Genomic DNA, 14,125 nt, shown 5'->3' with positions numbered 1-14,125 from the left:
AGTTTTTAAAGCTAACTAGATTTACTTAATGAGATTATCTCATATCCGAAGGATTATTTTAAGGTACCGACTATTTACCGTTTACCAAGACTCGATCGAATGTGACTTTTTCGATTTGTTGATTTTCCATCATCCAAACTCCTTTTCTATTATTATTTAAATACTATTTTGTTTATACCACAAACACATATGTTCATAACAGAAACACTCGAAGATTGACAAAAAAAGGGGCTGTCGGGAAATAACCCCCAAAGAAAAAAGCGACTAGTTCGCTTTTTTTAATGCAAAAAAAAGATGACAAAATAATATTGCCATCTCTTTCCGTTATATTATAAAATATAACTACTTATGATACAATATTATAACCAATTTTTTGAAAAAGGACAACAGGTTATTAATTTTAATTTTTACAATTATGATTCATATATGATAATGTCCTAATATATCACAAGTGATTATGTCCCAATAAAACGATATGTAATATAATAAACCTCATAACATAAGAAATGAGGTGGACGAGATTAGAAAGGTAATACTTACAATGAATGAGAACCAAAGATATGAAATCATTAAGAAGGTTATTGAGACAAATGGCAATAAGAAAACGGCTGCCCTGAAGATTGGATGCTCTGAGCGTCATATCAATCGTCTGATCAAAGGATACAAGGATGAAGGAAAGGCTTTTTTTGTTCATGGTAATCGTGGGCGAAAGCCCTCAACAGCTTTTGAGTCAGACAAAAGAAGGCTCATTCTGGACTTGTATAAAAACAAATACTTTGACTGTAACCTTACCCATTATTCAGAGCTTCTTGAAGAAAATGAGAACATAATTGTATCCGTAAGCACTATATCCTCAATACTCAGGAAGGAATTTATTCTTTCTCCCAAGGCGAACAGATCGTCAAAAAAAGCTATGAAAAAAGAATTAAAGGTCCTTCAGTCAAAAACTAAGTCAAAAAAGAAATCCGCAATTATCCAAAGTTCAATATTGAACCTTGAAGATGCTCACCCGAGACATCCCAGATGCGCCTATTTCGGCGAGATGATCCAGATGGATGCTTCTGTACATCTTTGGTTTGGACATAAAAAAACACATCTTCACATTGCTGTTGATGATGCGACGGGACAAATTGTTGGAGCATATTTTGATGAGCAGGAGACATTAAACGGCTACTACAATGTTACTCACCAGATTTTAACGACTTACGGCATACCTTATCAGTTTTTCACAGATAAACGCACTGTATTTGAATACAAAAAGAAAAATGAAACTGCAGTTGAAAAAGATACATTCACACAGTTCGGCTACGCCTGTAAACAGCTTGGAATAGATATTCGTACATCAAGTGTTGCGCAAGCAAAAGGGCGGGTTGAACGAATGTTTGGCACACTCCAATCCCGCCTTCCTGTAGAACTGCGCTTAGCAAATGCTTCCTCAATAGATGAAGCAAACGAATTTCTAAACTCCTACATAAAGAAATTCAATAGGCAGTTTGCCCTACCTATTGATAATATCAAATCCGTGTTCGAAACGCAACCTGATAATGAAAAAATCAATCTTACATTATCGGTTCTGTCTTCACGCACGATAGATAGCGGGAGTTGCCTGAAGTACCAGAACAAATACTATATTCCCGTTAACGGCGATGGAATTGCAGTACATCATCGAAAAGGTACTAAATCAATGGTAATTAAATCCTTTAGTGGAGAATTATACAGCTGCATTGGTGAACAGGTATATGCCCTTGAATTATTGCCCTGCCACAGGCCATCTTCAAAAGCATTTGACTATGTAAAAATCCCAGCTATGCCAAATAAGAAGTACATTCCACCAATGAGCCATCCCTGGAAGCGGGAATCTTTTGAGAAGTATTTGAAAAAACAGTCACACAGAACAACTGTAGCTTAAAGAGAAATTCTTTTCTCAGAGGCTTGTTAAGTTTACTCAAAAAACAATGTTGCTACGCAAAGCTACTCAAATTAAATGATGAATTAAGCACCAGTTTCCTGGTGCTTATGTTCAGATTTTTTTAGGACATTTTCAAAAACGATTGACACAGGTTATTAATTTTAATTTTTACAATTTAGGTTTATCTGCTGACGATCCAGTCTATACCCTAATAAATATATTGGAGGATTTCGATTTTTCTAGCTTGCTGGCTAGATACTCAAACAAGGGAAGAAAAGGCTATAACCCTATTATGTTATTTGCAGTATTGCTTTACGCAAATATGAGAGGAATTAGAGCTGTTGACCGCATTGTAGAACTTTGTGAAAGAGATATAGCCTTTATTTGGCTGACAAAAGGCGAAAAGCCTCAAAGAGATACTTTCTATGCTTTCTTAAATGAAAAATTAACAAAGGAAATACTCGAAGATCTTCATTACCAGTTCATACGAATATTAGAAAAGAAGGGACTCGTTACTTTAAAAACCCTATTTATTGACGGCACTAAAATTGAAGCAAATGCAAATAGATATACATTTGTATGGAGAGGAACTGTAAATTATCATTTAGCAGGACTTCTGGATACGGTTGACAGGCTGTACCTAAGATATAATCAGTTTCTGGAATCTCAAAATTATCACAAAGACTATAACTTACCTTTAGAAACCATGTTTGTTGTGGAAGGAATTGATAAAGTTAAGGATATTATTGCTAGAAATAGAAAGCGAAAATCATTAAATCTGGAAAAGATTTCAAACAACTCAATCATTGAAATCGGCAATATATCTCCATTGAAATTAATTGAGCTTCAAGCAAACTTAAGTCGCATTGCTGACGCAGAAAAAATTATATTTGTTCATGGAAAGAGAAATAAAAAAAGCGAGCTGCAAAAACTCTATGAGGCAATTGAAGAAGCTTCAACAAGACTATTGAAATATAAAGAACATTTCAAGCTTATGGGAACTGATAGAAATAGTTATTCAAAAACAGATATAGAAGCAACCTTTATGCGTATGAAAGATGATCATATGCAAAATGGACAGTTGAAACCAGCATACAACGTTCAAATTGCAGTTGAAAACTATTTTATTATCCATACTTACATCAGCAATGACAGAACGGACTATAATACACTTATTCCTGTACTTGAAAAACATAAAAAGTATCTTAAAAAATTTCCGCAGGAAGTAACAGCCGATAGTGGTTATTCCAGTGAAGCTAACTTAGTTTACCTTAAAAACAATAACATAGATTCATACATAAAACTTCAAATGCATGAAAAGATGAAAACCAGGGCGTACAAGAACGATCCCGGCAAGTTTTATAATATGGAAAAAATAATTACAGAAAACGGTGTTCATTTCATATGTAAAGATGGACGGAAACTTCAATATGAACGCTCTGAATACAGAAACCATAATGGTTACAGAAGTAATTTCGAAGTCTACGCTTGCAAAGATTGTAGCGGATGCGAGTTTAAGCCACACTGTTTGTATAAATACAACGAAGAAAAAGATATCCACAAAAACAAAGTTATGAAGATAAATCTGCTTTGGGAAACCTTAAAGACAGAGTCCAATAATAATGTACAAAGTGAAAAAGGTATCTTGTATCGTCAGATACGTTCCATTCAGACCGAAGGTCATTTTGGAGACATCAAAGAAAATGATAATTTTAGAAGATTTAATCACCGGACATCTGAAAAAGTACATAAAGAGTTCTTTTTGTATGCTATAGGCAGAAATTTAAATAAATATTATCGCTTCTCAAAAGAAATAATTAAGACCTATGAAGCAAAAACAGCTTAATCCTATCGGATTTTTATAAGTCATGAGAAAATATCAAGTGGCTTTTTTTGCCATACAATAAATATTGAATTAAACAAAAAAATCCCAGATTATTCGATTCTCTACATTTTTGTAGATGTTGAATAATCTGGGATTTTTAATTATTAGAGCTTATGAGTCAAAAAACGTTATTCTCCGACAGCCCCTTTGAAAAGAAGGATTTATTGAATTTATTGACTTATATAAATTATTCAAGAGTTGCAATCAGCTGGTTATCAGAAACGCGATCGCCTTCCTTGACGAGTATCTCAGATATCACTCCATTTGATTTTGAAAGAACCGTAGTCTCCATCTTCATGGCTTCTATTGTCATGATCGGCTTGTTGGCTTCTACTGCATCGCCGGCTTTTACGAATATCTTAACGACATTTCCAGGAATCGGAGATCCGATGTGCTTTGGATTTGAAGAGTCGACCTTTCTTTCATCATATTTGATTATTTCGACTGAGTGGTCAACTATCTCTATCTCTCTCGATGAACCATTCACTTCAAAGCTGAGGGTTCTAATGCCGTTTGCATCAGGCTCGTTCATTGAAAGGAATTTCATGTTGAGGACCTTGCCAGGCTCAATCTCCACATCTACCTCTTCACCTATATCAAGGCCGTTGAAGAACACGTTTGATGGAAGCTTGCTGATGTCGTTGTAAAGCTCAAGGTGCTTGCAGTAATCGTCATATACCTTTGGGTAAAGAGCATAGCTCACTACATTTCTTGAGTTTCCTCTTCCGTTGTAGTTCTCATCAAGATACTTCTTGATAGCATTGAAATCTTCGGGAGGAAGAAGCTCTCCAGGTCTGCATGTTATAGGAGTAGCACCCTTGAGAACGAGCTTCTGAAGCTCCTCAGGGAATCCGCCCTCAGGCTGTCCGATGTAGCCCATGAAATATTCTATAACTGACTCAGGGAATGAGAGGTTCTTTCCTTTTTCCATTATGTTGTCCTTGTTGAGGTCATTCTTAACCATGAATATCGCCATGTCGCCGACAATCTTGGAAGAAGGAGTTACCTTTACGATGTCGCCAAAGAGCTCATTTGCTTCTTTGAAGGCTACCTTCACTTCCTGGAATCTGTCACCGAGTCCGAGGCTCTGAACCTGTGGGAGAAGGTTTGAATACTGACCTCCAGGGATTTCATATTTGTATATCTCTACCGAAGGAGTCTTGAGCTCGGTCTCGAATTTCGAGTAGATGTCTCTTACTCCAAGGTAGTATGCGCTTATCTCGTTCAGCTTGTCTATATCCAGGCCTGTGTCTCTTGGTGTATGTCTGAGGGCTTCGACAACAGAGTTCAGTGACGGCTGGCTTGTGAGTCCTGACATGGATTCTATCGCACAGTCAACTATGTCTGCGCCGGCTTCTGCTGCCATGAGCACTGTGCTCACGCCGTTTCCTGTAGAGTCGTGAGTGTGGATCTCGACAGGCACGCTCAGCTCGCTCTTGAGTGCGCTGACCAGTTCTTTTGCCGCATATGGCTTGAGAAGTCCGGACATGTCCTTTATTCCTACTATGTGAACTCCCATGCTTTCAAGCTGCTTTGCTTTCTTTATATAATACTCAGTAGTATATTTCGTGTTTGAAGGATCGAGTATGTTTGAGGTATAGCATATAGCTCCGTGTACTATCTTTCCTGTCTTGAGCGCTTCTTCAATCGGCTGCTCCATGTTTTCCATCCAGTTGAGGCTGTCGAATATCTTGAATACGTCAACGCCTCTTTCTGCTGCCTGCTTTATGAACTCGGCGACCACGTTGTCAGGATAGTTTTTGTATCCAACTGCATTTGAAGATCTGAGCAGCATGTGCTGAAGAACGTTTGGCATTAGCTTGTTAAGAGTCTCGAGCCTTACCCATGGTGATTCCTTGAGGAATCTGTATGCAACGTCAAATGTCGCTCCTCCCCATGTCTCCATTGAGAAGGTGTCCTTGAAAACTTCATTTGCATATGGCGCTATCTTTACCATATCATGCGTACGAAGCCTTGTTGCGATAAGGGACTGGTGAGCATCTCTCATGGTTGTGTCGTTTATATAGAGTTTTTGGTCATTTTTTATCATCTGAGTGAAATCCTTTGCTCCCATTTTCAGGAAAAGATCTCTTGCGCCAGGCTTTTCAGTCAGTTCGAATTTTGGTATATGAATCATGTTCTCATCATACTTGCTTGCAGCTCGCTCATTTACGATTACGTTTCCGATGAAGTTAATGAGCTTGCTTGCACGGTCCTTGCTGGCCTTTATGTCAAACAGCTCAGTCGTCTCTTCTATGAAAGATGTGTAGCATTTGCCCTCGATAAAGCTTGGGTGGTTAAGCACGTTTATAAGGAAAGGAGTGTTCGTCTTTACTCCTCTTATCCTGAATTCCCTGAGGGATCTTATTACTTTTCTGGTTGCTCCCTGGAAGGTTCTGTCCCATGAAGTGGTCTTTACGAGAAGACTGTCGTAGTAAGGAGTTATCTCTGAGCCGGTAAATCCGTTTCCGCCGTCAAGACGTATTCCAAATCCTGAGCCTGAACGGTAAACCGAGATTTTTCCTGTGTCAGGCATGAAGCCTTTGGTAGGGTCCTCAGTAGTGACACGGCACTGGATTGAGTAGCCGTTTACCTTTACGTCATCCTGGGACTGTATGTTTATTTCCTCTGACTTGAGGGAGTGGCCCATTTCTATAAGCACCTGGCTCTGTACTATGTCTATGCCTGTGATCATTTCAGTAACGGTATGCTCTACCTGAATACGTGGGTTCATTTCTATGAAATAGAAGTTCTCCTGATCGTCAACCAGATACTCAAGCGTTCCGGCACTCTTGTAATTCACATGGTTTGCAAGCTTGAGCGCAGAATCAAGCAGTCTCTGCTTGGTTTCTTCCTTAAGAGATATGGAAGGAGCGAATTCTATTACCTTCTGGTGCCTTCTCTGAAGAGAGCAGTCTCTCTCATAAAGATGCACGATGTTTCCGTATGAGTCGCCCAGGATCTGAACCTCGATGTGCTTTGGTCTGTTAAGGTATTTCTCTATGAATATCTTGTCATCCCCAAAAGCCTTTATGGATTCGTTCATGGCAGACTGGAAATCGGTCTGCATCTGGCTGCTTGATCTCACGATACGCATTCCTCTGCCGCCTCCGCCGTTGGAAGCCTTAACCATTACAGGGTATCCGATCTCCTCAGCGATTCTTATGGCATCCTCTACCGTTTTTATAGGGTCCTTTGTACCAGGAATAGTAGGAACGCCGCATATATCTGCTATTCTCTTTGAGCTTATCTTATCGCCCATCATCTCCATGGTCTCTACAGAAGGTCCTATGAAGGCAATACCGTTGTCACGGCACATTTTTGCAAATACAGGGTTTTCTGAAAGAAATCCGTATCCCGGATGTATGGCATCTACCTTCTTGCTTTTTGCAAGCCTTATTATGCCTTCCATATCGAGATATGCATCGATAGGACTCTTGTTCTCTCCTATAAGGTAAGATTCATCAGCCTTGGTCCTGAATAGCGAAAGTTTGTCTTCTTTCGAATAAATACCTACGGTTCTGATTCCAAGTTCGGTTAATGCACGGAATATTCTTATTGCTATTTCTCCACGGTTGGCTACCATGACTTTTTTAAACTGCCTTATTTCTTGAGACATCTGTAAAAAACCTCCTATATTTATGTTAAATGAATATCAAACTTTAAATTACTGAATAATATTTGCTTTATATAAATATATCATGCAAGATTAAAATAGTCAATCATGCATTTTTATGAAAACGCTTTTCTTTCAAAATGTCTGTATAACAGTGGTTAGGACCGAATAATGGGTTTTACTGCAAGAACGAAAAAGGTGAAATTTGACATTCAATTGTGTTGAAAAAATAAAAAATTATGAATCTGTTGAAAAAACTTGTACTTATAGGATAAAAAGTGTTATTATTAGTATGGCTGTGATTAAAAAGAAATTATAATATAGAAAACAGAGGTTTCTTATGAGCTTAAAAGTAATTATTCTGGCAGCTGGACAGGGAACAAGGATGAAATCCGAGCTTCCTAAGGTAATGCATAGAGTATGCGGCCTTCCAATGCTTGAACACGTAATCAGAAATACAGAAATAGATAATAGTGAAGCTGTAGTGGTAATAGGCCACAAGAGCGATGTGATAAGAGATTATTTCGCAGACAGCGTTGAATATGCATATCAGACTGAACAATTGGGCACTGGACATGCTGTAATGATGGCGATAGATCACATTGCAGACGATGATGAGGTGCTTATTGTATGTGGAGACACGCCTCTTATAGAAAAGGAAGTCCTTCAGCAGATGTATGACCTCAAAAAACAGGGGAATCAGGCTGTAATAATGACATCATATGTAAATGATCCGACCGGATACGGAAGGATAGTCAAATCAGAGGACAGATTTATAAAAATCGTCGAGGAAAAAGATTCTGATGAGATTCAGAAGAGAATAAATGAAATAAACGCGGGCACATATATAATTGATGGAAAACTGCTGAAGCAGGAGCTTGGAAACCTGAGCACTGATAACAGCCAGAACGAGTACTATCTCACTGACGTGCTTGAGAATATAGCAAAAAATAATAATGTAGCGACGCTTGCAGTGGACAGTGAATCCATACTTGGTGTAAACAGCCGTATCCAGCTTGCACAGGCAGAAACAGTCATGAGGAAGAGGATAAATGAAGCCCATATGAGAAATGGTGTTACCTTGATAAATCCGGACTGTACTTATATAGACAAAAGTGTTATTATTGAAAAGGACTGCATCATATATCCAAACTGCCATATAAAAGGAAACACTTTAATCCGAAGCAATACGGAGATAAGAGAGAATGCTGTCATCGAGAACAGCGTCATTGGAGAGTGCGTGAGCGTAAAGTCATCAACCATAATCGACTCACAGATTGGAAACGGCACTACAGTAGGGCCATACGCATACCTCAGACCGGGCAGCAGGATAGGAAATAACTGCAAGATAGGCGATTTCGTCGAATTCAAGAATGCAAGCTTTGGAGATGGCTCAAAGGCATCCCATCTAAGCTATATAGGCGATGCTGATGTAGGCTCGAATGTAAACATAGGATGCGGGGTTGTTTTCGTCAATTATGATGGAAAGAACAAATTCAGGACAGTAGTAAAGGACAATTCATTTGTAGGATCAAATTCAAATCTCGTAGCACCGGTAACCATAGAAGAGAATTCATTCATAGCGGCCGGATCTACAATTACCGAGGATGTTCCAAAGGACTCTCTAGCGATAGCCAGAGGACGTCAGGTAAATAAAGCAGATTGGAATAACAAATAAATATAACTTAATAATCTTTAGGAGGAAGTAATGAATACTAGTGGCAACAAGATTAAGATTTTCAGTGGGAATTCCAACCCGGAACTTGCTCAGAAAATAGCATCTCAGCTTGGTGTTGAGCTTGGCGATGCTGTAGTTACAAGATTCAGCGATGGAGAGATTTCTGTAAACATCAATGAAAGCGTCAGAGGAGTAGATGCATTCATAATTCAATCGACTTGTTCTCCTGTCAACAGACATCTTATGGAAATGCTTATAATGATAGATGCGTTCAAACGTGCATCTGCAGGAAGAATAACAGCAGTAATCCCATACTATGGCTATGCAAGACAGGACAGAAAAGCAAAGGCAAGAGATCCAATCACGGCAAAGCTTGTAGCTAATCTTCTTACAGCGGCTGGAGCTGACAGAATCCTTACTATGGATCTGCATGCAAATCAGATTCAGGGATATTTTGATATACCGGTTGACCATCTTCTTGGTGGAAGAATTCTAATGGAGCATTTTGAAAAGATGAATATAGAAGATCTTGTTGTTGTATCTCCTGACCACGGAAGTGTTGCAAGAGCAAGGACTTTTGCTCAGTATCTTGACTCTCCTATAGCCATAGTTGACAAGAGAAGACCTAAGGACAACGTTTCAGAAGTAATGAACATAATCGGAGATGTAAGAGACAAGAATCTTATAATTCTTGACGACATGATAGACACTGCAGGAACTCTTTGCAATGCTGCAGAAGCGCTTAAGAAGTTCGGAGCAAAAAACATATACGCATGCTGTACGCATCCTGTGCTTTCAGGTCCGGCTATAGAGAGAATACAAAACTCTGAGCTTACTGAGGTAATAGTTCTTGACACAATACCACTTCCTGAAGAAAAGCGAATCGAAAAAATAAAGATTCTTTCGACAGCACCACTTTTTGCATCGGCGATTGAGAAAATATTTGACTGTGAATCAGTAAGCGTGCTTTTTTCACCTGAGCCACAGAAATAAAGAACAATTGAGAAATATGAAAGAGCCTTGTTAAGGCTCTTTTTCAGCTAGAAAAACAGGAGACAGATATGTATCTTATAGTAGGACTCGGAAACCCGGGAAAGCAATATGAAACAACCAGACATAACGTAGGATTTATTGCAATAGACGAGATTGCAAAAGAACTGGACATCAGGGTCGACAAGCTCAAATTCAAGTCGCTCATAGGAGAAGGAAGGATAGGTACTGAGAAGATAATACTCGCAAAACCGCAGACATTCATGAACCTGAGCGGCCAGGCAGTAGTAGAGCTCATGAACTATTATAAGGTAGAGCCTTCAAACATGATAGTGATATATGACGACATAGACCTTGATACAGGCAGGATAAGGATAAGGAAAAGCGGAAGCTCCGGAACTCATAATGGGATGAGAAACATCATATATCTTCTTGGAAGGCAGGACTTTCCAAGGATAAGGATAGGTGTATCCAAACCAAAGCATGGTGAGGATCTTGCGAATTTTGTGCTGAGCAGATTTGACAAAACAGAGACAGATGAGGTCATAGAATCAATAAAGACGGCAAGGAAGGCCGTGATTGAAACTGTAAGTACAAATCTTGACAAAGCCATGAACATGTACAACAAGTAGAGGGAAAAATGAATAATTTCTTAAAAGAAGTACTGGATTCATCAACTGAATTTAGAAACATAAACGAGAATCTGGAGGCTGGCAAAAAATCAGTGCTGGTCACCGGGCTTCTGGAAACCCAGAGAGCAGATATGTCCGCGTATCTGCTCAGGAACGGGACCAGGCATGCGGTCGTGGCCCACAGTGATGCGGAGGCACAAAAGCTTCATAAGTCACTGATCAAAAAAGGAATAAAGTCCCTGTTCATCCAGAGTGATGAGATAAGGTTTTATTCAGTCGAGGCAAAGGATCGTAAATCAGAGGCAGAGCTTGTCGAAAGCCTTTACAGGATTTCCGGCAAAGACTATGACATCGCAGTGTTTTCACCTGACTCGCTCATGAAAAAATATATTCCGGGAGAGATAATAACCGGCAGCTCTCAGGAGATTGCCTATGGAGAAGTGCTGGACAAAAATAAATTGATTGAAAAATTAATAAACAGCGGGTATGTAAGAGAGCACAAGGTAGAAGGAATAGGACAGTTCTCTATGAGAGGCGGAATAATCGACATATTCACTCCGGGCACGGAGAATCCGCTTCGTATCGAGCTTTTTGATGATGAGGTAGATTCCATAAGGACTTTCGACATATTCACACAGAAATCCATAGAAAAGATAAAAAAAGTGAATATCCTTCCTGCGCGTTCATTTATTTATCCACAGGATCTTACGAAAGCGGTAAGCGATATTCAGTCAGATATAAGCAAAGACACCAGTGAGGATATATCCTTTGACCTTGAGAGAATAAAAAACCGGATATACTTTGAAGGAGTATCCAAATATATAAATTACTTCTATGAGAAAGAAACCACGATATTCGACTATATAAATGATATTTCCCTTTTTGTGATAAATGATCCAAACAGGGTAGTAGAAAAGTTTCAGAATATACACCAGGAGTTCAGTGACAGCTTTCAGTCGGCGCTCGAAAAGGGATTTGCCGTAAAAAGAGAAGGCGATCTGCTCCTGCCTGCTTCATTCTCGCTTGAAAATATAAGAGAGAAGAATAATATATTCAATACTACGATAACCTCCTCGGTAAAGGATTTTCCGATCGATGCGATAGTAGATATCGAAACAAGGGAAGCCAGAGTATTCAACGGCAAGATATTCGATTTCATAAATGAGATAAAATATCTTCGAAGCAATGACTATGTGAGCGTGATATCCCTGAAGGACGAAGAGCTGACAAAGAGCCTTCAGAAGGCGCTCAAGGAAAATAACGTCGGTTCTGTGAGGATAAACATGGATACCGCAGAGGCTGAGGCTTCAAATGTTATATTCACGGATGAGCATTTTGCAGGCGGGTCCATATATTCAAAACAGAAGCTGGCAATATTCACCAAGAACGAGATATTCAATACATCCAAAAGCACCGACAGGAAATTCAAGGAAAAGGTAAAGACCAGCAAGATAGAGAGCTTTATAGAGCTCAAGCCCGGCGATTATGTAGTCCATGAGAATTACGGAATCGGAAAGTTCGTGGCTGTGGAGCAGAAAGAGTTCGATGACATAACGAAGGACTATATAAAGATAATTTATGGGGGAGGAGACACCCTGTATCTTCCTCTGGAGCAGATGTCAAAAATCCAGAGATATATAGGAAACTCGGCTGAGGATGGAATAAAGCTGAGCAAGCTCAGCAGCAACGAATGGAAGAAGACGAGATCCAGGGCGAAGAAAATCGTAGAGCTCATTGCAAAGGATCTTGTGGAGCTCTATGCGAAAAGAGAAAATACCAAGGGCTACAGATACTCTCCGGATACTGCATGGCAGAAGGAATTTGAATATGACTTTCCTTATGTGGAGACTAATGATCAGCTGAAGGCTATCGAGGACGTCAAGAATGACATGGAGAGCGACAAGGTAATGGACAGGCTTATATGCGGAGACGTAGGATACGGCAAGACGGAGGTTGCCATAAGGGCTATATTCAAGGCCTGCATGGAATCAAAGCAGTGCGCATTTCTGGTACCTACCACGATACTGAGTCAGCAGCATTACAACACAATCAAGGAGAGATTCGCCAATTTTCCGGTGAGAGTGGAGCTCCTCAGCCGCTTCAGGACGACAAAGGATCAGGAGAAGATCATAGAGAAGATAGCGCTTGGAGAAGTCGATGTGGTAGTAGGCACACACAGGCTGCTTTCAAAGGACATAAAATTCAAGGACCTTGGACTCATAGTCGTGGATGAGGAGCAGCGCTTTGGAGTAAAGGACAAGGAAAAGCTCAAAAAGCTAAGGACCAATTCAGATGTAATAAGCCTTTCTGCTACGCCTATCCCAAGGACTCTTCATATGTCTCTGAGCGGCATAAGAGACATGAGTCTTCTGGAGGAGCCGCCAAGAGAGAGACAATCTATAATCACCTATGTAATGGAAGCGAGAGAGAGCATAATCGCAGATGCCATAGAGAGGGAGATGTACAGAGGCGGACAGGTATATTTCGTATACAACAGAGTACAGACAATTGAAAAGATGTATGAGCTTCTCAGGAGGATAGTTCCTTCCGCGCGAGTAGCCGTGGCGCATGGGCAGATGAGCCCGAGAAAGCTCGAAAAGATAATCAACGGCTTCACCAACAAGGAATATGACGTGCTGATCTCAACCACGATAATCGAGACCGGAATGGACATAACGAATGCCAACACTATGATAGTTTATGATGCCGACAAGATGGGGCTTTCTCAGCTCTATCAGCTTAGAGGAAGAGTCGGAAGAAGCTCGACGCAGGGATATGCATACTTCATGTACGAAAAAGACAAGGTACTGACCGAAGTTTCTGAAAAAAGACTTAAGACGATCAAAGAATTCACCGAATTCGGATCGGGATTCAAAGTCGCAATGAGAGACCTCGAGATAAGAGGAGCAGGGACCCTCCTGGGAGAGACTCAGCATGGCCATATCGCTGACATAGGATATGAGATGTATGTAAGGATGCTCGAGCAGGAGATAATGAAGCTAAGGGGTGAGGCAGTTGAAGAGGACGTTCCTGAGACCGAGGTTGCGATAAAGCTTAATGCATATATACCAAACGACTATATAGAAGACGAAATGGACAAAATCGAGATATACAAGAAAATCGCCAGCATATCCTCTGATGAGGACAAGATGGAGCTTGAGCTTGAGATCGAAGACCGTTTCTCAGACATGCCTTTCTCCGTGAGCGCACTCCTGGAGGTCGCATATATAAGGTCGCTTGGAAAGAAACTGAAGATAGCAAAGATAGTCAAGGACAAAAGTACAGTCTCATTCATTTCAAGGGAAGGAAAGACGATCGTAAAGAAGGACTTTGGAAGGCTTGAAGATTACAAGTTGGTTAAAAGCATAGCGCAGTATCTTGAAAAGATGTTATAATTACAAGGTATAGCTTAAAA

The 14,125-nt window shown here is 40.0% G+C and carries 7 protein-coding genes; 6 read left to right on the top strand and 1 reads right to left on the bottom strand.

Translation table 11 applies throughout. The annotated features are described in order from the left end of the window. Positions 1-511 precede the first annotated feature (511 nt). Together AC4PGZ_RS07505 and AC4PGZ_RS07500 are read left to right on the top strand one after the other, a co-directional pair. Positions 512-1,909 (top strand): ISNCY family transposase, encoded by a 1,398-nt coding sequence (locus AC4PGZ_RS07505; protein ID WP_492158016.1) that lies wholly within the window; start codon positions 512-514, stop codon positions 1,907-1,909. 142 nt (positions 1,910-2,051) lie between these two features. Next, entirely contained in the window at positions 2,052-3,755 is a 1,704-nt protein-coding gene (locus tag AC4PGZ_RS07500) for an IS1182 family transposase (RefSeq protein ID WP_492158015.1), read from the top strand. Positions 3,756-3,981: 226 nt separating this feature from the next. Here AC4PGZ_RS07500 and AC4PGZ_RS07495 read toward each other — a convergent pair whose 3' ends face one another. Then, positions 3,982-7,413 (bottom strand): pyruvate carboxylase, encoded by a 3,432-nt coding sequence (locus AC4PGZ_RS07495; RefSeq protein WP_492158014.1) that lies wholly within the window; start codon positions 7,411-7,413, stop codon positions 3,982-3,984. Between the two features lie 337 nt (positions 7,414-7,750). Here AC4PGZ_RS07495 and glmU point away from each other — a divergent pair, with 337 nt between their 5' ends. The 4 genes from glmU (at position 7,751) to mfd (ending at position 14,105) form a co-directional block, all read left to right on the top strand. Then, positions 7,751-9,088 carry a bifunctional UDP-N-acetylglucosamine diphosphorylase/glucosamine-1-phosphate N-acetyltransferase GlmU gene (gene glmU, locus AC4PGZ_RS07490; RefSeq protein WP_492158013.1) on the top strand — a complete coding sequence of 446 codons (1,338 nt, stop codon included), beginning with the start codon at positions 7,751-7,753 and terminating at the stop codon, positions 9,086-9,088. Positions 9,089-9,118: 30 nt separating this feature from the next. Beyond that, complete coding sequence (locus AC4PGZ_RS07485) at positions 9,119-10,081, top strand: ribose-phosphate diphosphokinase (protein WP_492158012.1); 963 nt, start codon at positions 9,119-9,121, stop codon at positions 10,079-10,081. A 68-nt stretch (positions 10,082-10,149) separates the two neighbouring features. Next, positions 10,150-10,710, top strand: a complete 561-nt coding sequence (pth, locus tag AC4PGZ_RS07480) for an aminoacyl-tRNA hydrolase (RefSeq protein WP_492158011.1) — start codon at positions 10,150-10,152, stop codon at positions 10,708-10,710. A gap of 8 nt (positions 10,711-10,718) precedes the next feature. Next, positions 10,719-14,105, top strand: a complete 3,387-nt coding sequence (gene mfd / locus AC4PGZ_RS07475) for a transcription-repair coupling factor (RefSeq protein ID WP_492158010.1) — start codon at positions 10,719-10,721, stop codon at positions 14,103-14,105. The last annotated feature ends 20 nt before the right edge of the window (positions 14,106-14,125 follow it).

The organism is Proteocatella sp. QWL-06 (assembly GCF_058684135.1).
The sequence above is the reverse complement of the archived record's forward strand: the minus strand, read 5'-3'. Positions and strand labels throughout refer to the sequence as shown.

What these genes read in the sequence shown, in the direction of transcription:
- AC4PGZ_RS07495 (WP_492158014.1), bottom strand. Translation starts at nt 7,413, where the DNA reads ATGTCTCAAGAAATAAGGCAGTTTAAAAAAGTCATGGTAGCCAACCGT.
- glmU (WP_492158013.1), top strand. Translation starts at nt 7,751, where the DNA reads ATGAGCTTAAAAGTAATTATTCTGGCAGCTGGACAGGGAACAAGGATG.
- AC4PGZ_RS07485 (WP_492158012.1), top strand. Translation starts at nt 9,119, where the DNA reads ATGAATACTAGTGGCAACAAGATTAAGATTTTCAGTGGGAATTCCAAC.
- pth (WP_492158011.1), top strand. Translation starts at nt 10,150, where the DNA reads ATGTATCTTATAGTAGGACTCGGAAACCCGGGAAAGCAATATGAAACA.
- mfd (WP_492158010.1), top strand. Translation starts at nt 10,719, where the DNA reads ATGAATAATTTCTTAAAAGAAGTACTGGATTCATCAACTGAATTTAGA.